This window comes from Wolinella succinogenes DSM 1740, assembly GCF_000196135.1.
In the GTDB taxonomy this organism is placed as follows: Bacteria; Campylobacterota; Campylobacteria; order Campylobacterales; family Helicobacteraceae; genus Wolinella; species Wolinella succinogenes.
The window spans coordinates 570054-590589 of sequence record NC_005090.1 but is presented as its reverse complement, the minus strand read 5'-3'; the positions used below and the strand labels follow the sequence as shown (position 1 = coordinate 590589).

19 protein-coding genes are annotated in these 20536 nt (G+C 49.7%); 7 read left to right on the top strand and 12 right to left on the bottom strand.

What is annotated here, in order from left to right; translation table 11 throughout:
* Positions 1–145: 145 nt before the first annotated feature.
* From WS_RS02940 to acs, 7 genes are all read left to right on the top strand, one after another.
* A complete protein-coding gene (locus WS_RS02940) occupies positions 146–406 on the top strand; it encodes a DUF4212 domain-containing protein (RefSeq protein ID WP_197718504.1) in 261 nt (86 codons plus the stop codon).
* An 11-nt stretch (positions 407–417) separates the two neighbouring features.
* Complete coding sequence (locus tag WS_RS02935; protein WP_011138532.1) at positions 418–2175, top strand: sodium:solute symporter family protein; 1758 nt, start codon at positions 418–420, stop codon at positions 2173–2175.
* 180 nt (positions 2176–2355) lie between these two features.
* Positions 2356–2670: a DUF485 domain-containing protein gene (locus WS_RS02930; RefSeq protein WP_011138531.1), complete on the top strand. Its 315-nt coding sequence runs from the start codon at positions 2356–2358 to the stop codon at positions 2668–2670.
* Positions 2667–4322, top strand: coding sequence for a cation acetate symporter (locus WS_RS02925; protein ID WP_011138530.1), 1656 nt, complete (start codon positions 2667–2669; stop codon positions 4320–4322). Before WS_RS02930 ends, WS_RS02925 begins: the two co-directional genes overlap by 4 nt.
* 24 nt (positions 4323–4346) lie before the next feature.
* Positions 4347–6182: a putative nucleotidyltransferase substrate binding domain-containing protein gene (locus WS_RS02920; protein ID WP_011138529.1), complete on the top strand. Its 1836-nt coding sequence runs from the start codon at positions 4347–4349 to the stop codon at positions 6180–6182.
* The gene (locus tag WS_RS10900) at positions 6183–6794 is read left to right on the top strand and encodes a 3'-5' exonuclease (protein WP_011138528.1); all 612 of its coding nucleotides are present in this window, start codon (positions 6183–6185) and stop codon (positions 6792–6794) included. It abuts the gene before it with no gap.
* 22 nt (positions 6795–6816) lie between these two features.
* Entirely contained in the window at positions 6817–8781 is a 1965-nt protein-coding gene (acs, locus tag WS_RS02910; RefSeq protein ID WP_011138527.1) for an acetate--CoA ligase, read from the top strand.
* A 29-nt stretch (positions 8782–8810) separates the two neighbouring features.
* On the opposite strand, the gene WS_RS02905 is transcribed toward acs, so the two are convergent.
* From WS_RS02905 to WS_RS02850, 12 genes are all read right to left on the bottom strand, one after another.
* Positions 8811–9302, bottom strand: coding sequence for a hypothetical protein (locus WS_RS02905; RefSeq protein WP_049770699.1), 492 nt, complete (start codon positions 9300–9302; stop codon positions 8811–8813).
* A 10-nt stretch (positions 9303–9312) separates the two neighbouring features.
* On the bottom strand, positions 9313–10881 hold the full coding sequence (locus WS_RS02900; protein ID WP_011138525.1) for a PepSY-associated TM helix domain-containing protein: 1569 nt from the start codon (positions 10879–10881) through the stop codon (positions 9313–9315).
* A complete protein-coding gene (locus WS_RS02895) occupies positions 10878–11198 on the bottom strand; it encodes a hypothetical protein (protein WP_011138524.1) in 321 nt (106 codons plus the stop codon). Before WS_RS02895 ends, WS_RS02900 begins: the two co-directional genes overlap by 4 nt.
* Positions 11199–11203: 5 nt before the next feature.
* Entirely contained in the window at positions 11204–13540 is a 2337-nt protein-coding gene (locus WS_RS02890; protein ID WP_011138523.1) for a TonB-dependent siderophore receptor, read from the bottom strand.
* A gap of 88 nt (positions 13541–13628) precedes the next feature.
* Complete coding sequence (locus WS_RS02885; protein ID WP_011138522.1) at positions 13629–14591, bottom strand: FecR family protein; 963 nt, start codon at positions 14589–14591, stop codon at positions 13629–13631.
* Positions 14588–15064 (bottom strand): RNA polymerase sigma factor, encoded by a 477-nt coding sequence (locus WS_RS02880; protein ID WP_011138521.1) that lies wholly within the window; start codon positions 15062–15064, stop codon positions 14588–14590. Before WS_RS02880 ends, WS_RS02885 begins: the two co-directional genes overlap by 4 nt.
* A gap of 112 nt (positions 15065–15176) precedes the next feature.
* Positions 15177–16271, bottom strand: a complete 1095-nt coding sequence (gene dapE, locus WS_RS02875; protein ID WP_011138520.1) for a succinyl-diaminopimelate desuccinylase — start codon at positions 16269–16271, stop codon at positions 15177–15179.
* Positions 16268–16990: a carboxy-S-adenosyl-L-methionine synthase CmoA gene (gene cmoA / locus WS_RS02870; protein ID WP_011138519.1), complete on the bottom strand. Its 723-nt coding sequence runs from the start codon at positions 16988–16990 to the stop codon at positions 16268–16270. Before cmoA ends, dapE begins: the two co-directional genes overlap by 4 nt.
* The gene (locus tag WS_RS02865; RefSeq protein WP_011138518.1) at positions 16980–17867 is read right to left on the bottom strand and encodes a bifunctional riboflavin kinase/FAD synthetase; all 888 of its coding nucleotides are present in this window, start codon (positions 17865–17867) and stop codon (positions 16980–16982) included. The genes cmoA and WS_RS02865 overlap by 11 nt, the downstream gene beginning before the upstream one ends.
* Positions 17833–18543, bottom strand: coding sequence for a 23S rRNA (cytidine-2'-O)-methyltransferase TlyA (tlyA, locus tag WS_RS02860; protein WP_011138517.1), 711 nt, complete (start codon positions 18541–18543; stop codon positions 17833–17835). Before tlyA ends, WS_RS02865 begins: the two co-directional genes overlap by 35 nt.
* A complete protein-coding gene (locus tag WS_RS02855) occupies positions 18544–19068 on the bottom strand; it encodes a hypothetical protein (RefSeq protein ID WP_041571716.1) in 525 nt (174 codons plus the stop codon).
* Between the two features lie 19 nt (positions 19069–19087).
* The gene (locus WS_RS02850) at positions 19088–20425 is read right to left on the bottom strand and encodes a UDP-glucose dehydrogenase family protein (protein WP_011138515.1); all 1338 of its coding nucleotides are present in this window, start codon (positions 20423–20425) and stop codon (positions 19088–19090) included.
* Positions 20426–20536 lie beyond the last annotated feature (111 nt).

The following is a 20536-nucleotide window of genomic DNA, read 5'->3' as shown; positions in this document are numbered from 1 at the left end:
CTATAGATTCCATAATTTTGTTACTAAAAGTAACTAATAGAGTCGGAAATCTCCCTTGTCCTCTATTTTTTTCTCATCGCTACGATACTGCTACGCTTCCTTTATACCATGAGGCTGTTACAGAATCTAACTGCAAGGAGTGGCCATGGAGCCAAGTGAGAAAATGAAAGCCTATTGGCAAGCCAACATCAGACTCCTTATCACTTGCCTTGTGATTTGGTTTGTTGTCTCTTTTGGCTTTGGGATTTTACTGGTCGATCTTTTAAACCATCTCCATTTAGGGGGATATCCGCTTGGATTCTGGTTTGCCCAACAAGGCTCGATCTACGCCTTTATTGCCATCATCTTCTTTTACACATGGAAGATGAATCGAATCGACATTGAATTTGATGTTCACGAAAGATAGAGGAGGAGAGAATGGAACTACAAACAACGATATGGTTCGTGGTCGGAGCCTCTTTTGCCCTCTATTTCGCTATTGCGATATGGTCTAAGGCAGGGAGCGCGAGTGAGTTTTATGTAGCGGGCAAGGGAATCCACCCTATCGCCAACGGGATGGCCACGGCTGCAGATTGGATGAGCGCAGCCTCCTTCATCTCTATGGCGGGTCTGATTGCCTTCATGGGCTATGGCGGATCGGCCTATCTTATGGGCTGGACGGGCGGATATGTCCTTCTAGCGCTTCTTTTGGCGCCCTATTTGAGGAAGTTTGGCAAATTCACCGTTCCTGATTTTATCGGGGATCGATTCTACTCTCCCGCTGCAAGAATTGTCGCAGTCATCTCTCTTTTGGTGATCTCGCTCACCTATATTGTCGGACAGATGACAGGCGTGGCGGTGGCCTTCTCTCGATTCCTAGAACTTGACCTCTTTTGGGGAATGGTCGTGGGAATGACGGTGGTCTTTAGCTACACCGTTCTAGGCGGCATGAAGGGGATCACCTACACCCAAATTGCCCAATATGTGGTGCTCATCTTCGCCTACACCGTTCCAGCCATCTTCATCTCCTTACAGCTCACGGGCTGGTTTTTTCCTCAGATTGGCTTGGGGGCGACTTTGAGTGATGGCAGTGGAACCTATATGCTAACCAAGCTTAACGAGCTTGTGGTTGATCTAGGGTTCGCCGAATACACCACCAATGCTAGCTTTGGAACCCTAAACATCTTTTTGCTCACCATGGCACTCATGATAGGCACCGCGGGATTGCCCCATGTCATCGTGCGATTCTTCACTGTGCCAAGAGTCAAAGACGCTAGACGATCCGCAGGCTGGGCGCTCATCTTTATCGCGATTCTCTACACCACCGCCCCCGCCGTTGGAGCGATGGCGATGTATAACCTAGTCAAGACCGTCCACACAGGAAAAGAGATCAAAGAGAATCAGACGCTCGAACACGAGAGCCGCCCTCAGTGGATGAAAAACTGGGAGAGCACGGGGCTTTTAAAGTTTAACGACAAAAATGGCGATGGAAAGATTCAATTTTATAATGACAAAAACAAAGCCTTCACCCCCACAGCCGAGGGTTATGGATGGAAAGGAAATGAGCTCACCGTCAATAACGATATCATGGTTTTGGCCAATCCTGAGATCGCCAAGCTCCCTAATTGGGTGATTGCCCTTGTCGCTGCTGGAGGCATCGCTGCGGCTCTCTCCACCGCCGCAGGACTTCTTTTGGTGATCTCCTCTTCCATCTCCCATGATCTCCTTAAGGGAATCATCGCGAAAAATATCAGCGAGAAAAACGAGCTTCTTGCGGGTCGAATCGCGATGAGCTTTGCCATCTTGCTAGCGGGCTACTTGGGATTAAATCCTCCGGGATTTGCCGCCCAGACGGTCGCACTTGCCTTTGGCTTGGCCGCATCTAGCCTCTTTCCTGTGCTTATGATGGGAATCTTCTACAAAAAGATGAACAAACAAGGAGCGATCGCTGGAATGCTCGCAGGATTGCTCATCACCATTTTATATATCTTTGTCTATAAAGGTTTCTTCTTTATTCCCGGAACCAACCTTTTGCCCGACACTCCCCAAGGGTGGATCTTTGGAATCTCCCCCCAAGGGTTTGGAACCATCGGGGCTCTCATCAATGTCGCTGTGGCCATGTTGGTTGCCAAAATCACCCCTGAACCCTCCAAAGAGATTCAAGAGCTCGTGGAGAGAGTCAGAATCCCCCGCTAACCCCCGCCTGCGCCTCCCCTAAAAGGGAGGAGGGGCGCTACTAATTGAAACACTTTTGAGCGAGTGCGCTCGAAAAACTTCCGATTCTCATTTTGCTACGCTTTTGCTATGTTTCTACCTTACACTTAACAAGACTAAAGGGGTTACGCTTTAGGATATTAAGCACACAAGGAGAAACCGATGGAACACAACCTCCAAGAGAAGATTCTCTCCAATCCTCATTTTAAGGATTTGGTCTCTAGGCGTTCTGCTTTGGCATGGCGACTCTCCATGCTCACTCTCATCGTCTATTATGGCTTTATTTTGCTCATCGCTTTCGCGCCCGCCTTTTTGGGGATGCCTCTTGGAGAGGGCGTGATGACGCTTGGGATTCCTGTGGGGCTTGGAATCATCTTCTTTGCCTTCATCGTGACAGGCATCTATGTCAAAAGAGCCAACACCGAATTTGACGATCTCACCAAAGCCATCAAAGAAGACGCAAGGAGTCATGCATGAGGAGAGCTTTGTCTCTGATTATTTTCCTAGGTTCACTCTCCTTTCTTAGCGCTGCAGGAACGATTGAGGGCGAGGTGCAAAAGAGCGCGATCAACTACTCCGCGATTCTGATGTTTCTCCTCTTTGTGGCCGCCACGCTTGGCATCACCTACTGGTCGGCTAAACGCACCAAAAGCGCCAAAGATTTCTATACCGCTGGCGGAGGAATCACAGGCTTTCAAAATGGTCTTGCCATTGCGGGCGATTATATGTCAGCGGCAAGTTTCCTTGGAATCTCAGGGCTAGTCTATATGAAGGGCTTTGATGGACTCATCTACTCCATTGGATTCCTTGTGGGGTGGCCTATCATCCTCTTCCTCATCGCCGAACAGCTCCGCAATCTAGGCAAATTCACTTTCGCTGATGTGGCCTCCTATCGACTCAAGCAGCTCCCCATCCGCACACTCTCAGCGATTGGCTCGCTCAGTGTGGTCATTTTCTACCTCATCGCACAGATGGTTGGGGCGGGCAAACTCATCCAGCTCCTCTTTGGTCTCTCCTATGAGCTCGCTGTTGTTTTAGTGGGAATCCTCATGATCATCTATGTCACCTTCGGCGGAATGCTCGCCACCACATGGGTGCAGATCATCAAGGCGATTTTACTCCTCTCAGGCGCCACCTTCATGTCACTCTCCGTGCTCTATCTCACGGGCTTTAGCTTTGAAGGACTCTTCTCTCAAGCCGTCGAGGTTCACAAAGATGGACTCAAAATCATGAGCCCCGGAGGACTCGTGAGCGACCCTATCTCAGCGATCTCCCTTGGCATGGCGCTCATGTTTGGAACAGCGGGTTTACCCCACATTCTCATGCGATTCTTCACCGTCTCAGACGCCAAAGAGGCGAGAAAATCGGTCTTTTATGCGACTGGTTTCATCGGATATTTCTATATCCTCACCTTTATCATCGGCTTTGGAGCGATTGTCCTCATCTCCAAAAATCCCGAATATCTTGATGCCGCAGGGATGATTGTCGGCGGAAGCAACATGGCCGCCATCCACCTCTCGCACGCTGTGGGCGGGAATCTTTTCCTAGGCTTCATCTCCGCCGTGGCATTTGCGACCATCCTAGCGGTCGTATCAGGTCTCACGCTCGCAGGAGCCTCGGCGGTCTCCCATGACATCTACTCTAATGTCATCAAAAAGGGCAAGGCCGATGAAGAGAGCGAGATTAGAGTTTCCAAGATCACCACCGTGGTGATGGGGATTCTATCCATCATCTTAGGAATCGCCTTTGAGAATCAGAATATCGCCTTCATGGTCGGTCTCGCGTTTGCCATCGCAGCGAGTGCAAACTTCCCCGTCCTCTTTATGTCGATGTTTTGGAGCAATCTCACCACAAGAGGAGCAGTCATTGGCGGCTCCATCGGTCTGGTGAGCGCACTTCTTATGGTGCTCTTTAGCCCCTCTATTTGGGTCAAAGTGATGGGACACGCCGAGGCCATTTTCCCCTATGATTATCCCGCCTTCTTCACCGTGCCTTTGGCGTTCTTTATGATTTGGTTCTTCTCTATCACCGATAAGAGCGAAAGTGCCAAAGAGGAGAAGGAGGCCTACAAGGCTCAGTTTATCCGCTCACAAACTGGAATCGGAGCCGAAGGTGCCATCTCTCACTAAAATCTCTCCCTTTGGGGGAGAGTCATGCTAGAGACCCTACATGCGCCACGATTCTTAGCCCAGATTGAGCCCTTCTCTTTTTTGGAGAAGTCCGAGCTAGAAGAGATTGCCCAATCAACGGATATCTTCTACTTCAAAGAGGGAGAGAAGATCGCCAAAAAAGGCGAAACTCCAGAACGCTACTTCATTCTCGCCAAGGGCTTTGTCAAAACCAGCCAAGAGGGGGAGCGGCTCTCACTCCTTGGCCCCAAGGATAGCTTTGAGGCGCGTGCGCTTCTAGAGGGGAGCTACGCCCTAGACTTCATTGCCGCTGAAGAGAGTCTCCTTTTTGGAATCAAAAAAGAGGCCTTTCTCCAGCTCCTCCGCACGCACGCCACCTTTGAGTGCTACTACCTCGATGATATCGCCCAGAAAATGGATGCTCTCTTAAAGCGGCGTTCAGACAAAGATATCTCCATCTTCATGGCAACCAAAATCAAAGAGTGTCCACTCCAAAAGGCTCTCATTGTGGAGGCAGAGACCTCCATCCTAGAGTGTGCCCAAATCATGAGCGAGCACAAAGCCGATGCGCTCATCGTGAAATTTGAGAAGGGACATGGAATCATCACCAACACCACCTTGCGTGAAAAGGTGATTCTCCAAGGGCTCCCCTCTAGCGAACCCGCCCACAAGATCGCCACCCCAAGACTCATCACGATGGATGAAGAGGAGTTTCTCTTTGGGGCGCTCTTAAGCCTCATCGAACACAACATCCAGCGCCTAGCCATCACCAGAGGCAAAGAGAAGCAGATCGTGGGAATCTTGGATCAAATTGATCTGCTTAGCTCCATCGCTTCCAAGGGGCACCTCATCAACTTCCAAATCCAAAAAGCCCAAACCGTAGAGGAGCTAGAGGGGGCGGCCAAAGAGACCCTCACGCTCATCAAGACCCTCCAAGCCCAAGGAGTGCGCACTCGAGAAATCACAAGGCTTCTTTATGAGCTAAACGCCAAGCTCTACAAGCGGCTCTTTGAGATTCTCATGCCCAAGGAGTTGATCGAAAACTCCGCCCTCATCGTGCTTGGAAGCGAAGGAAGGGGCGAGCAGACCCTAAGAACCGACCAAGACAATGCCTTGATTCTGCGCGATGGCTTTGAAATGGATCATCTCGAATCGCTCACGCAACGATTCACTGACGCCCTGCTCTTTCTTGGATTTCCTCCTTGCCCAGGAGGAATCATGCTAAGCCAATCCCCATGGAGACGCTCTTTGAGTCAATATCTAGAGGAGTTGGAGGAGTGGATTTTTGAGCCAAGCGGAGAACGCGTGATGCGTTTTTCGATTCTCTTTGATGCCTCTTGCGTGGGGGGCGATGCCAGACTTTTGGACACCTTGCGTCAAAAAATCTTCCAAAAAACCTTAGGTCAAGGGGTCTTTTTCGCCCGATTTGCCCTTGCGACCACCCTTTTTGAAACCCCTCTCTCCTTCTTCTCTAACTTCGTCACCGAGAGCAAGGAGCACGAGGGAGAGCTAGACATTAAAAAAGGGGCCATCTTCCCCCTTGTTCATGGGATTCGCTCTCTAGCCCTCCAAAACTCCTGCCCCTCCACCAATACTTTGGAGCGAATCAGAGAGCTGGAGGAGCGCGGGGTGCTGAGTGCTGAGTTTGCCATTGAGCTGAGAGAGGCATTTGAGTTCTTGCTTCAGATCAAAATGCAGATTCAAATCGAAAAACATGAGAAAAATCTACCCGCTGACAACTACATCAACCCAAGCAAGCTTGGCAAGTTCGAGCGTGATCTTCTGCGCGATGTATTCAAGATCACCGAACGATTCAAGAAGTTCATCACCCACCATTTCAAGCTCAATATGGTGAGCTAGATGTTCTCCAAACTTAAAAAATGGATTCAACTTAGAAATTTAAAGGATGAGCGTTACCGCTTCCTCTTTGATGAGTATTTTAGTAACGAATTGGTCGCATTTGACTGTGAGACTACAGGCCTTGACCCTAAAAAAGATGAGATCATTTCCCTAGCTGCCGTGAAAATTCGTGACAACAAAATCCTCACCAGTGAAAAACTGCAACTATTCGTAAAGCCAAAAGGCGAAATTAATATAGATAGTATTAAAATCCATCATATCAGGGCTTGCGATGTGTCAAATGGTATCACTTCTGAGGAGGCGGCTCTCCGTTTCTTAGACTTTCTCGGAAATCGTCCCCTAGTCGGATACTATTTGGAGTTCGATGTAGCCCTGATCAACCGCATCATTCATCCACTGCTTGGCATCACTTTGCCACAAAAGATGATCGAGGTGTCGGCGATCTATTACGACAAAAAGATAGGATTGATTCCCGAAGGGCATGTAGACTTGCGTCTGCGCTCCATCTTAAGGGATTTGAAACTTCCTGAGCTGACCCAGCATGACGCCCTAGGAGATGCCATCACTAGCGCGCTCATCTATCTAAAGCTCACCCAAAACCAAAAAATTTAATCTATACCAAAGGAGCCTCCCTATGACCCAAACCCATTCTACGGAGTTGTTCAAACCCAATCGTGCGTTTGCCAAGACCGCCCGTATCAAGAATCTCTGTGAATATGAAGACCTGCGCTTAGATGCGGAAGAGGACTTTGAAGGTTTCTGGGGGAAATTGGCCAAAGAGAAAATTGACTGGATGGAGCCCTTTTCCAAGGTACTAGACGAGAGCGAGGCTCCCTTTTACAAATGGTTTGTCGGAGGCAAACTCAATGTCTGCGCTCAGTGCCTCGATCGCCATCTTGACACTCGCAAAAACAAAGCCGCCATCATCTTTGAAGGAGAGCTTGGTGATTCTCGTATCATCACCTATCGAGAGCTCTTTTACGAGGTCAAGCGCACCGCCAACCTCCTCAAAAACAAGTTCAATGTCAAAAAAGGCGACCGTGTTGTCATCTATATGCCCATGATTCCCGAAGCGGCCTTCATGATGCTTGCTTGTGCGAGAATCGGAGCGATCCACTCCGTCGTCTTTGGAGGATTCTCGGCTGAGGCGTTGCGCGATCGAATTATTGACGCCGAGGCAAAACTCGTCATCACCGCTGATGGAGCCTACAGAAGAGGCAAGCCCTATATGCTAAAGCCCGTAGTCGATGATGCACTCGCCGAAGGCGCCTGCCCAAGCATCGAGAAGGTGCTCATCGTGATTCGCAACAAAGAAGAGATCAACTATGTCCCTGGACGCGACTACATCTACAACGAGATGATCGGGCTAGAATCAGCCCACTGCCCCCCTGAGCCTATGGACGCCGAAGACCCTCTCTTCTTGCTCTACACCTCAGGCTCCACAGGCAAGCCCAAGGGCGTCCAGCACAACCAAGCAGGCTACATCCTTTGGGCACAGACCACCATGGAGTGGGTCTTTGATGTGAAGGAGAATGACACCTATTGGTGCACCGCGGATGTGGGCTGGATCACGGGTCATACCTATATCGTCTATGGCCCTCTAGCCATGGGCGCTACCACCGTCATGTATGAGGGCGTGCCCATCTACCCTGACACAGGTCGATGGTGGAAGATGATCGAACACTACCGAGTCAATCAGTTCTACACTGCTCCCACGGCGATTCGACTCCTTCACAAAGAGGGCAAAGAGGAGCCCAAAAAATACAATCTCTCCAACCTCAAAGTGCTTGGCACGGTGGGCGAACCCATCAACCCTGATGCATGGAATTGGTACTACAACGAGATTGGCGGGGGGCAATGCCCCATTGTAGATACATGGTGGCAGACCGAGACAGGGGGTCATATGATCTCCCCTCTTCCCGGCGCGACCCCTATAAAACCCGGATGTGCGACTTTGCCTTTGCCAGGAATCTTTGCAGAGGTGATTGACGAAGAGGGGAATCCAAAGCCTGCGGGTGAGCAGGGCTACCTCTGCATCACCAAGCCTTGGCCCTCTATGATTCGCAATATTTGGGGCGACCCCAAGCGCTACGAATCGAGCTACTTTAGCACTTGTAAGAAAAACGGCAAACCCGTCTATTTTGCTGGAGATGGGGCGATTCGTGATGAGAGAGGCTACATCACCATCACAGGGCGAATGGATGATGTCATCAATGTCTCTGGCCACCGCCTCGGAACCGCCGAGATCGAATCGGCTATCGCCAAGCACCCCGGAGTCGCCGAGACAGCCGTGGTTAGCCGCTTGGATGAGATCAAAGGCGAATCGGTTTATGCCTTCATCGTGCTCAAACCCGGCTATGAGGATAATGTCGCTGAAGAGCTACAACTCCTCAAAGAGATTAATGCCGTCATCACAAGAGAGATCGGGCCCTTGGCTAAAGCCGACACGATGCTCTTTGTCCCCGGACTTCCAAAAACTAGAAGCGGAAAGATCATGCGGCGTATCCTCCGCTCTATCGCCAGAGGCGAAGAGATCACGCAGGACACCTCCACCCTCGAAGACCCCGCTATCGTCCAAAAAATCCAACAACTCGCCTAATCCCTTCCCGCCTTTTGGCGGGGAGCCCCTTACCCTTTAAATTCCAAAAGCTTTTTTGTATTTCTCGCACTAAAATAGAGCGTCAAGCCCATTAGCGCCAGCGAGAAGAGAATCATCGTGGACAAACTCCACTCTCCTGTTGAGCTTTGAGCCTCGGAGAGCTTTTTTGTGCTTTTGCCCGCTTCACTCACTTGAATCGAAAATCCCTCCGCGGGGGCGATTCCCTCTTTGACGATGACATGCCCCGGCCCTCCATCAAGCACCACTTGGTAGGGCTCCTTGGGGATAGGAATCGCTAGCTCTCCTTCGACACCAAGGCGCTGTTTAAAGAGGGTTGAGCCGCTCACGAGCGATTCAAGCCTCACCATCGCTCCAGCCGCAAGCTCTCCCGTGCTAAACTCTCCCACCACTGTGATCGTGCCATCTCCGTTGTTCGCGATATTCATCATCAGGGTGTGCGCCTCCAAAAAAGAGACTAGCAAAGAGAGAACTCCTAGGATTTTTAATCTTCTCACATCCATTCCTTTGTTTTTATAAAATTTTGACCCCAAAGGCTTGAAAACCCTCTCTGTCCAAAGGAAGTTTTCCTCCTATATACCAGAGAATCGCCCCAAGCCCAAAGAGCGCAACATCCACGCTCAAAATATTTCCCATCCCATAGCGCCACAGCTCCGCAGGGCTAAAGCCGCTTCCATAAAAATGGACAAAGGGAGCGAGCATGAAGAGGATTCCCCCTAGCTTCAAAAGCTCTTTAGCCGCCTCGTAGGCATTGAGGCGATAAAAAGACCAAGTGAGCGTCCCCAGCCAAAGCAGAGCGAACGCTCCCTTTTGCCATAAAAATCGCTCCTCCATCTCAAAAGGAAGAATCCACTGCAAAACAAACAAAAGCCCCACCGCAGGGAAAACCCCCACCATCACCGCCAAAGAGACCCTGCCCATCCAGTGGTAGGGGGCGACCCCTTTAGGGAATTTCTTGGCCTGCTTTTCTAAATAGAGCAAGACTCCCGCCCCTATCGCCATCGCCGAAATCGCCATGATAGAGGCAATAAGAGTGCGCGCAAGCCCATTCACCCCGAAAAGAAAATGGAGAAAATAGACACTATCCACAAAAAGTCCCGACCAGTGCTTGTCCATCACTTTGTGCTGGGCGATGAGATTCCCATCCACTCCGCTTAGCGTCACGCTTGGCTTATTGGAGATTCCATTGAGAAAAGGTTTGTAGGGGTCATACCCTTCAATTTTTGCCCTCGCGCTTGAATCGCCCCAGTTATAAAGTGTGATCTGCTGGAGATCTATCTCAGGTGCAACAGCCTTGGTTTTAAGGATGAGATCATTCACAGAGAGCATGGGCACCTCATCATTTTGTCGCTCACGGATGGGTTCAGAGGGAAAGAGGATGGGCATAGTGAGCCGCCATATGTCGTGTGTCTCCCCTTTAGAGGCGATGTAGGCCATTGGAGGCGAGCTAAGATAGCCGATATTCATGAGTGCTCCCGTCATAGTGACAATGACAAAAGGAGCAAAGAGCCACAAAAAGAGGCGTCTATGCCATTTAGAGAATCGACTCTGGAGGCTCTGGAGGTGGTTTTTGTATCGCACCTTATAGACCAACATTAACCCTCCCACAATCAAAAACATCACCGCTACCGCTACAAATCCAAACACCAAATAACCTAAAATTTTAAAAGGTCGCCCATAGTGCATGGAGTTCAAAAAAAAGGCGAGTTGCGATTGGTCGCCCTCATCTTTGACCCGTTGTCCCGTGCTTGGATTAAAGACGATAGTCTCGGCAAACTGGGCGGAGATTCGCAGGGCTGGATCGTTCATGTGTCCGGAAAAGAGAATATGCACACCATTAATCGTGGGATAATCAGGATCGCTCAAGACCGAATCAATCATCATTGAATAGTCGATCGTCTCAATCGAGGGCATTGCAAAATGGCGAGAGGGTCGCTCCCATGTCTGCACATAGGGGAGCCAAATCGCCCAGATTCCAAAGAAAACTGCCACATACATAAAGAGTGAAACCGCTATCCCTGTCGTGACATGGACTCGCTGGAGTCTCTGCCTCAAAAGCCCCTCGCGTTTCTCTTGTGTCATCCCAAGCCTCCAAAAAAGAGAATTAAAAGAGCGATGGAGACAAAGAGCGTGCTCCCTAAAGCGCGCCACAACACCCCAAGCCGAGTCGGTGCTAGCACAATCCACAGCGAAGCCACCGCCCACGCCAGAGTGTTAAACAGCAGTGGAACGATGATCGATTCCCCTGCACTCCCGGGAATCAGAAAGACCCCCAGCGTCATACCCAAATAGGCGAGCAAGAGCCCTCCAAAGATCGCCATGAGTGCTCGAAAGAGCCCGATTTTGTTCCCCTTGGGTTCACTCTCTAACCATCTCTTTATTCCATCAATCAAATTCACCTCCCTTAAAAGCTATACCTAAAACTCAAGGTCGCATTCCTTGGTGCTCCATAGACCATCGAATCAGAGCCGATTCCTTCATAATATTTCTTATCAAAGAGGTTGTTGACATTGAGCTGTAGCTTCATGCTTTGGTCGAATTTGTAAGCGACCATCAAATTAGCCAACATATAGGCATCTTGGATCACTTCAGTCACACCGCTTCCTGCGTAAATTTTGCTTCTGTAGGTGACTCCGCCTCCTAGGCTAAGCTTGTCTATCGTGTATTTGGTGAAAAGATTCGCCATGGTTCGAGAGGAGGTGGTGGTGACCTTTTTGTCTTCTGCGTCTTTAGCTTCAAAGTTGGCCAGCGAGAATCCTAGACTCCAATCATCGGTGATTTCTCCATTAATTTCTAGTTCGATTCCTTTGCTATTCACTCCTGATGCAGCCTTATAGGCCTTTTCGGTCGTCCCTGGGGCAAAGACCCCCGGAACCTCCTCCGCTACATTGTCTTGCTCGATTTTAAAGAGCGAAAGGGAGGCATTGAGACGCTTATCAAAATACTCTCCCTTGATTCCCGTCTCATAGTTTTTGCCCACGATGGGGTCGAGATACTCTCCGCTTGCGCCCCTCTTATCTTGTGGCTTGAAGATATCCGTGTAGCTTACATAGACGGAGTGATTCTCATTGAGGTCATAGATGAGTCCCGCATAAGGGGTGACTTCATGGGTGAATTCTCGATTCCCCACGCCTGTGTCACTTTTATATTTCCAATCAGAGACTCGCGCCCCGCCAATAAGCTTCCAATCCTCCGCCAAGGAGAACTTTCCTGCTAGATAAAAGCCTGTTTGTGTGGTTTTATGGGGATCGGCGGAGGTGTTTTTGGTGAGATTGGGGTTGGCAACATTGATATTGTAGAGATTGATTTTTGGGCTCGCCAAAGTGGACGCAAGAACACTCATGCTCCAGTCATTATGCTTGAGCTTGGAGCTCGTCTGGGTGAATCCCATCACAATCTCATGCTCTAGTCTCGATAATTCCAAGGGGATAGAGAGATAGGCATCCATGTTTTGTTCATGATAGAGCGCGTCATTGACATATTGATAGACATAGCCTTGACCATTGCCCGTGTCCCTATCCACAGTCCCTCCAAAATAGAGAAGAGAGGTCTCGCTGTAGAGTTTTCGATCCACAAAAGAGAGGTTGAGCGAGATATCTTCATAGAGATATTGCTTAAAGTCGGCATAAAAAGCTCTCGTCTCGCTATTCCAATAGGTCCAATCCTCGCTCACGGTCTTGGATCGATCAAAGTTGGTTCTTGTGCCATCGCTATAAAAGGCGGGCAGGCCTCCCCATCGGATTCCATCTCGTTCTAACCTTTGGTACTCTCCCGCCAAGGAGAGGTAGGTCGTCTCCGTCAAATCCATATCCACAACGCCATAGACTACATCATTGCTCTTTTGGTATCCATCCATGAAAGAATTTTTATCCTCATGTTTGGCAATCAACCTACCCCGAATCGTCCCCTCTTTATTAAGTGGCGCCGAAACATCAGCAAGATAGCCATAGGCATCCCAAGAGCCTGCGGAGACCTCTACATCCCCTTTGAAGGTTTTAGAGTTGGCGTGCTTGCGAATGAAGTTGAGTCCTACACCTGGATTCCCCGCCCCCGTCATCAAGCCATTAGCCCCTTTGACCACCTCTATGCGATCATAGATGGAGAGATCAACATCACCCGCGGTCGAATCGGAGATGTTGTAGGTGGGCATCCCATCAATTAGATAGTAGTCCACCTCAAAACCTCTAGCGGTCGGATAAATCCTCTCATCCCATCGATTGAGGGAGATTCCTGCGACACTGCCTAGCATATCCTGATAGGAGGTCACCCCCATATCCTCTAATCTCTGCTGGGTTAGAACCGTCACTGATTGGGGTGTCTCTCGGATGGAGAGCCCAAGCTTGGTTGCGGTGCGCATTCGAGGTGCGGTGTAGGAGTGAGTCTCTTCCGTGTTCTCACTCAAAAGTGGCTCGGCGATAGAGATAGTGTTGAGCATTGCAGGCTCTCCTCCTTTGGAGCGAATGACAATCGTGTCACTCTGGATGACCGCCTCAAGCCCACTTCCTTCAAGAAGCAGCTCAAGCGCCTTCTCCAAATTCTCTATACCCGTGATGGGATTGGCCTTTTTGCCCTCCAAAATTCGCGCGTCCACAATGTAGGGCTTTTTGGAAATTTCCGAAATTTGCTCAATCGCCTCGCTTAGCGAAGAGGTCGTGACCGTATAGGCTCCCGCTGCATAAAGAGCGCTTGATAAAAGCATCGCCAAACCAGGCGCAATCCAAGATTTTTTCACCAGACCCATTGATTTCCCCTTCTTCTTAAAGAATGATTTTGAGAATAACTCTCTATAAAAGAAGACGAAAAAAGACCAAATTTCTGACAAAAAATGATCAACTTCTTGGCTTGATTGTAATAATTCCCGCACTTTGGATGATTCTGACAGGATGCACCAGAGGCAAAACTTTCAAAAAATCATCCAAACGATTCACATCAAAACTCCCGCTAATAGGCAAAGAGGCGATTTTGGAGCCTTCAATATTGACCCTCAAATCGATATGTTTGCCAAACTCCTCTAGCACCTCTTGCAAGCTCGCCTGATGAAAGAGATAGCGCCCATATTGCCATGACGCCACCTTATCGGGGTCAATTTTTTGAATCTCTGATGTTTGATGCTTGGCATCCAAAGAGAGACTCTCGCCTCTCCCCACCCTAAGAACAGTCGCCCTATCTTTGGGGCTCCTCACTTCCACAATTCCCTCTGAGACGCTCACGCGAAGAAAAGAATCGTGATTGATCACCTCAAACTTTGTGCCAACCACCCAAATCTCGCCCCTCTCTGTCTCAATAATAAAGGGGGCCTTGGGGTTGGGTCGCACATCAAAAACCGCCTTCCCTTCTGAAAGTTGCACGAGCCTCTTGCTTTTGTAATAGCGCACTTCAGCGCTTGTTTTGGCATCCAAAGAGATTCTAGAATCATCAGGCAAAGCAATATCGCTTTGGACTTTATGGGTTGCCACATAGAGCTGTTTAAAACTAGCAATCTCCATGAAGAAAGCCAAATATCCCACCAAAAGCATACAGGCGCTCAAAGGAATCAAGCGCTTGATGAGGATTCTTTGACGCTTGATCTGTTCGCGCCGACCCCTCACCTCGTTTTTGATTTCTAGAAGAAACTCCCGAGGAAGCGCTTTCACCTCTTCAACAAGACGCTTCTCTTCCAAAAAGGCTTGCTGGTGACCCTCATCCTCGCTAAGCCATCTTGCAAACCCCTTGTGTCGACCAAGATCATGCCCCTCACGCTCCAAGCTTGCCCAAAAAGTCACCTGCTCATCAATCTTCTCTCTGATTCTCATGAGCGATCCTTCTTGGGGTTGAGCTTTTCTTTGAGCTCCATAATGGCACGAGAGAGATGTTTGTCCACTGCATCCGAGGAGATTCCGAGCATCCTCGCCACCTCTTGACGACTGTAGCCCTCCAAAATATGCAAAACAAATACCTCTTGGCGTTTGGGAGGCATTTTTTTGAGTTCACGCTTGAGGATAGCCTCTCGGCTTTGCTCCATAGCCGCCTCTTCAGGCTCAAGCGCTGAGGGGGCCAAAAGAGTCTCTTCATAGGCCACTTCCGAAACCACGCGACTGCTTCGTAACTTGTCGATGATCAGATTTTTGGCGATTTTATAAAGGAGTGCTCTTTGATTATTGATCTCCTGCTTTGCCTGCATGGCAATCGCACGCGTGTAGGATTCTTGGACAATGTCTTGGGCGTGATCTTTGCTAGAGACCTTACCCCTTACATATAAAAGCAGCTCTTCGTAGTAATTCGTCATCGCTGGGATTCTCTCTGGCTTTGGATAGAGAATTATAATAATGATTATTACGATTTTATCTTAAAGCAGAAGATTTAAAGAAGAAAGAATCAACAAAAAGCGCCAGAGAGGCCTACCCGAGCGCCTCCAAAAGCACCCTCTCTAGCGCCTCAACCTCCAAGAGGGCCACACGCTCATCCAAGGCATGGATTCGATCATTGACCACCCCGCACTCCACCACTTCGACTCCAAATTGTGCAAAATATCGCGCATCGCTCGTCCCGCCCCCCGTGGAGAGCTTGGGAGCGACTCCCATCACCCTTTTGACCGCCTCGCTCACACGCTTCACCACGACACTCTCTCTTGAGGTCAAAAAAGGCTTGGAGCTTGGCTTGATCTCAAGCGTATAGGGGATTCCTTGGAGGAGTTGATGCAGGTAGTCCTCTATCTCTTTGGCCGAGGTTTGAGTCGAATGGCGCACATTAAAGAGGATTTTAAGATCGCTAGGCGTGACATTCACCGCCTCGATTCCTCCACGAATATCGGTAATGACGAGCTTACTTGGCTCAAAAAACTCATCCCCAGCATCAAGATTGTATCCAGCGATTTGCGCTAACCTTGGGGCGATGAGCTCCACGGGGTTGAGACACTTGCTTGGATAGGCCACATGACCCTGCTTCCCATGGATGATCAGCTTTCCATTGATAGACCCTCTCCGCCCCACCTTAATGGTGTCACCAAAACGCTCTTCGCTCGTGGGCTCTGTAACGATAGCCACCTTGGGTAAGAATCCTCTCTCTTTGAGGTGCTCTAGCATCAATTGCGTTCCCCACTTTGCCTCTCCCTCCTCATCGCTAGTGAGAAGCAAGGAGAGCGTTCCGGGGAAATGGTCGATTTTAGCTAGGGCGCTAATCATCGCCGCCACGCCGCTTTTCATATCCTGAGCGCCCCGCCCATAGAGATACCCCTCTTTAAGCTCCGCTCCAAAAGGATCCACGCTCCACCCCTCGCCCGGAGGCACCACATCAATATGCCCCGCCAAACACCAGTGCTCCCCCTCGCCAAAACAGCGATAGAGGAGGAGATTCTTCACCCCCTCATGTTCGACCTCAATCGCCTCAAAGCCCTCTAGGAGCGAGCGCACATAATCAAAGATTCCGCACTCTTTGGGAGTGATGGAGGGGTAGGTGAGGAGCTTTTGGAGAATCTCAATAACAGAAGGTTTCATGCTTCTCCTTTTTTGGCAATAAAAGTAGCGAAATTAACCCATCGAAAGAGGGTCTCAACATGAGCAAAACCCGCTTCTAAGAGCATCTTCTCATTCTCTTTGGCGGTGTAGGGAATAAGAACATTCTCAAGCGCCTCGCGCTTTTTGACAATCTCCACCTCGCTATACCCCTGCTCTCGTTTGTAGGCGTAGTAGCGCTCAATCATCTGATGATCCAGCACTCGATCTTCGCTCACCACCTTCTCACTAAAGATCAGGATTCCTTCGGGCTTTAGAGAATCGTAGAGCTTTTGAACAAGGTAGGCGCGGTGGATAGGACGGATAAATTGAAGCGTGTAGTGGCAAAGAATCACCTCACTTTTTTGATACTCAAAATCCAAAATATCACCTTGAATAAAATCCACCCTAGAGCCATAGCCAAGCGCCTTGGCTCTAGCGCGTGATAGCATCGCTTCAGAGTTATCAATTCCAATGAGTCTAGGATTCTTCGCTCCCGCGCGCCGCTCGATCTCTAAAAGCAAGCTCCCCGTGGAGCAGCCTAGATCATAGACCCATCCGCCCTCCTTGGGGAGATTGGCCAGCGCAAAATCCGCTGAGAGCTCCAGCGCTAACGCATAATAGGGAATCGAGCGAGAGAGCATATCATCAAAGACCCCTGCCACCCGCTCATCAAATTCAAACTGCTTTTTGAGCTCCTCGGTGAATAGCTCATCCCTCATCTCTGCCCCCCTGTAGATTCATGCACTCCATAAACGTCTTGGCGTGAATCTGCTCGGCACGACCAATATCCTCACTAATTTGAGCCTTCAAACTAGAGAGTTCCGCAAATCGGCGATTCTCACGCAATCTCTCCAAGAAGTAGATTCTAGCCACCTCCGTCTTAGGAATCGCATGGGGCGAGACGCCCAAAAGATGGGTCTCGATAGAGAATAGATTATCCACGCTTAAGCGCTTCCCGACAAAAGAGACCGACCCAAAGCACCTCTCTCCGACCTTGGTTTTGGTGGCATAAACTCCCTCAAGCGGAATCAAAAAGCTCTCCACCTCTAGGTTGATCGTCGCAAAAAGCGCACTAGAGCCAAGCCCATTGCCCCGCACCACGCGCCCCTCAATAAAGTAGTCTCTCCCCAAAAGCTCGCCCGCTAGATTCATCTCGCCTTGGGCGATGAGCTCCCTAATCGCCTCAGAGTGGACTGAATGCCCGCGATGAAACACCTCAGGAACGACCACCACCTCGCCTGCGAAGTAGCCCCTCAGCTCCTCTACGCCAAAGGCGCGATTCTTGCCAAAGCGAAAGTCATAACCCACCACCACTTTGGTGAGATTGGGGAAGGCTTTTTTGAGCATATAGATAAAGCGCTCGCCGCTTAGGTGTTTGATCTTCCCCAAAGGAATCGAGTAGAGAGGAAAGGGGGTGAACTCTCTTTTGTATTCGCCAGGCGTGAGATTTCCACGCTGTGCATCCACCGTGAGAATCGCCCCACCCTCATCCAAATAAGAAAAAAGTCGCTGGTGGGCTAGATGCATCCCATCAAACTTCCCTATTGCCACTGAAGTGACGCTAGGATCGCCGAATATAGAGAAAAAACTCTTCATTCCCCTCTTTTCCTTTGGTTTTTGAAGGCTCGCACGCATCGACTTTAAAGCCAAACCGCTCGCACTCTGCGCCAAACTCCTTAAGTCGCACATGGATACGATCAGCCTCCACCACGACCCCTTTGCGATTGCGCTTTGCCTCGCGCCCCACTTCAAACTGAGGCTTAAAAAGCAGGATCGCTCCTTGGGCGCAGAGTCGATGAATATCGGGCAAAACCTTGGAGAGCGAAATGAAAGAGACATCACAAAGCACCCAATTAAAGGGCTCATCTTGAAAATCTCTAATATCCATTCCCTCAAAGAGTGCGATTCTTGAATCCTCTCTTAGCTCTTTAGCCAACTGATCGCGTCCCACATCCACACAAGTGACACTCAAAGCACCCGCTTGAAGCGCCACCTGAGCAAATCCCCCTGTGCTTGAACCAATATCTAGCACCCTCTCCCCCTTGAGGGAGATTTCAGGGTGCGATTCTAAAAAACCCTGAAGCTTCAGCGCCGCCCTTCCCACATAACGCGAGGGGCTCAAAAGCTCGATGCTCACCCCCTCCATCACCTCCATCGAAGGCTTGGAGGCCGCCTTGCCATCCACGAGAATCTGCCCTTCCAAAATGAGCGCTCTTGCCTTCTCTCGACTAGGAACAAGAGACTCTTTGGCTAGGTATGCATCCAGCCTCATCTACTCTGCTTTGATATTCCTAAACCCATAATCAAGCACGGTGACGCCAAGGTTTTTATGCATAAGCTCTAGCTTGATTCGATCCAAATATCGGCGCTCTTGGGGTTCAAACTTCACCAAAAAATATTCTCCCCAACGGCTAGCAAAAGTGATATTTCGTTTGAGCAACTCCTCGCGCTCCACCCGCTTAATCTCGATGGGCTCGCTACCATTAGAGAGCCTAAGGCTATAGAGCGGATTGTTAAGGCCTCGATCTTTGGGCTCTCTAGCATCATCACTAATATAGATGTCGATGAAAAAATACTCCCCCTCACTGCTCTTGAATTGCTCGGGATCAAACTCATTAAGGCGTGTAGCCACAATCACTGCCTCGGTTTTGAGTCCATTTAAAATCTCTCCCTTGCGCGTGGCTTGGATGTAGCGCTCCTCTTGACGATCGGGCTTGAGGGCTTCATTGTAGAGCTGGCAACCCGCCAACATCATCACGACTGCTCCTGCCATTGCCCCTTTGATCAATTTCTTCACCCTCCGCTCCTTGCTTGTGTTAAGTTCTGTGAATCGCCACGCCGATTTGGTGATACTCAATCCCCATCTCCCCTAGGCGCTCTTTTTTGTATTGATTCCGTCCATCAAAAATCACGGGCTCTAGGAGTCGATTCTTGATCTCATAAAAATCAGGGCTCCTAAACTCCTTCCACTCCGTCACCAAGACCATCGCGCTCGCTCCATTGAGGGCATCGTATTTGTTGGAAGTGTAGAGAATCTCGGGGTGCTCCTTGAGGTAGAAGTGCCTCGCCTCTTCCATCGCCTTGGGATCATACGCTTTGATGGTGGCGCCTCTGGCGAGTAGCTCTTTGATGAGCACGATTGAGCTTGCCTCTCGCATATCATCCGTCTCTGGCTTAAAGCTAAGCCCCCAGATTCCAAAGCTCTTCCCTTGAAGATTCTCGCCAAATCGTGCCGTGATCTTGCGCACCAACACCTTTTTTTGCTCTCGATTCACCTCTTCGACCGCGCCAATGACGCGAGGGGTGATTCCGTGTTCTAAGGCAATCTTCTCTAGGGCTTTGACATCTTTGGGAAAACAACTCCCGCCATACCCGCACCCCGGGTAGATAAAGCTATAGCCGATTCTCTTATCGCTTCCGATCCCTACGCGCACATCATTCACATCCGCCCCTGTTGCCTCGCAGATATTAGAGATCTCATTCATGAAACTAATCTTGGTGGCCAGCATCGCATTGGCGGCGTATTTAGTCATTTCAGCGCTTCTAACCCCCATCGCAATGAATCGATCATGGCTCCTTGTAAAAGGGGCGTAGAGCTCTCGCATCTTCTCCATCGCCCGCGCGCTCTCCGCTCCCACGACCACACGATCAGGCTTCATGAAGTCATTGATGGCATCTCCCTCTTTGAGAAACTCTGGATTGCTCACCACATCAAAAGGAATCTCCACCCCTCGCGCCTTTTGTGCTGCTAAAATGGTCTCTTTGACTAAGTCGGCTGTCCCCACAGGAACGGTGGATTTATCGACCACCACCAAATAGCGATCCATCCCCTCGCCAATCTCTCTGGCGACTGCCAAAACATACTGTAAATCCGCACTTCCATCCTCGCCCATAGGAGTCCCCACCGCAATAAAAGCAACTTCAGCGCTCTTTAGCGCCTCTTTAAGGGAGGTAGTGAAAAGGAGGTCGCCTTTTTTGTGATTCTCTAGCACCATCTCCTCTAAACCTGGTTCATAGATGGGGATGATTCCCTGCTTGAGTTTTTCGATCTTTTGATGGTCTACATCCACGCAGATGACACTATTGCCCATCTCGGCAAAACATGTCCCGCTCACCAATCCCACATACCCCGTGCCAATCACCGCGATATTCATGACTTTTCACCCTTTGGTCTGATGGTCTATTTTTTGTAGGGGATTCTAACACAAGAAAACTTCAATCCCTCCAAACAAGGGCGTTTTAATCGCATATTAACACTTGCAAGG

Coding starts and splice junctions, on each gene's coding strand:
- WS_RS02940 (WP_197718504.1), top strand. CDS start 146: ATGGAGCCAAGTGAGAAAATGAAAGCCTATTGGCAAGCCAACATCAGA.
- WS_RS02935 (WP_011138532.1), top strand. CDS start 418: ATGGAACTACAAACAACGATATGGTTCGTGGTCGGAGCCTCTTTTGCC.
- WS_RS02930 (WP_011138531.1), top strand. CDS start 2,356: ATGGAACACAACCTCCAAGAGAAGATTCTCTCCAATCCTCATTTTAAG.
- WS_RS02925 (WP_011138530.1), top strand. CDS start 2,667: ATGAGGAGAGCTTTGTCTCTGATTATTTTCCTAGGTTCACTCTCCTTT.
- WS_RS02920 (WP_011138529.1), top strand. CDS start 4,347: ATGCTAGAGACCCTACATGCGCCACGATTCTTAGCCCAGATTGAGCCC.
- WS_RS10900 (WP_011138528.1), top strand. CDS start 6,183: ATGTTCTCCAAACTTAAAAAATGGATTCAACTTAGAAATTTAAAGGAT.
- acs (WP_011138527.1), top strand. CDS start 6,817: ATGACCCAAACCCATTCTACGGAGTTGTTCAAACCCAATCGTGCGTTT.
- WS_RS02905 (WP_049770699.1), bottom strand. CDS start 9,302: ATGGATGTGAGAAGATTAAAAATCCTAGGAGTTCTCTCTTTGCTAGTC.
- WS_RS02900 (WP_011138525.1), bottom strand. CDS start 10,881: ATGACACAAGAGAAACGCGAGGGGCTTTTGAGGCAGAGACTCCAGCGA.
- WS_RS02890 (WP_011138523.1), bottom strand. CDS start 13,540: ATGGGTCTGGTGAAAAAATCTTGGATTGCGCCTGGTTTGGCGATGCTT.
- WS_RS02885 (WP_011138522.1), bottom strand. CDS start 14,591: ATGAGAATCAGAGAGAAGATTGATGAGCAGGTGACTTTTTGGGCAAGC.
- WS_RS02880 (WP_011138521.1), bottom strand. CDS start 15,064: ATGACGAATTACTACGAAGAGCTGCTTTTATATGTAAGGGGTAAGGTC.
- dapE (WP_011138520.1), bottom strand. CDS start 16,271: ATGAAACCTTCTGTTATTGAGATTCTCCAAAAGCTCCTCACCTACCCC.
- cmoA (WP_011138519.1), bottom strand. CDS start 16,990: ATGAGGGATGAGCTATTCACCGAGGAGCTCAAAAAGCAGTTTGAATTT.
- WS_RS02865 (WP_011138518.1), bottom strand. CDS start 17,867: ATGAAGAGTTTTTTCTCTATATTCGGCGATCCTAGCGTCACTTCAGTG.
- tlyA (WP_011138517.1), bottom strand. CDS start 18,543: ATGAGGCTGGATGCATACCTAGCCAAAGAGTCTCTTGTTCCTAGTCGA.
- WS_RS02850 (WP_011138515.1), bottom strand. CDS start 20,425: ATGAATATCGCGGTGATTGGCACGGGGTATGTGGGATTGGTGAGCGGG.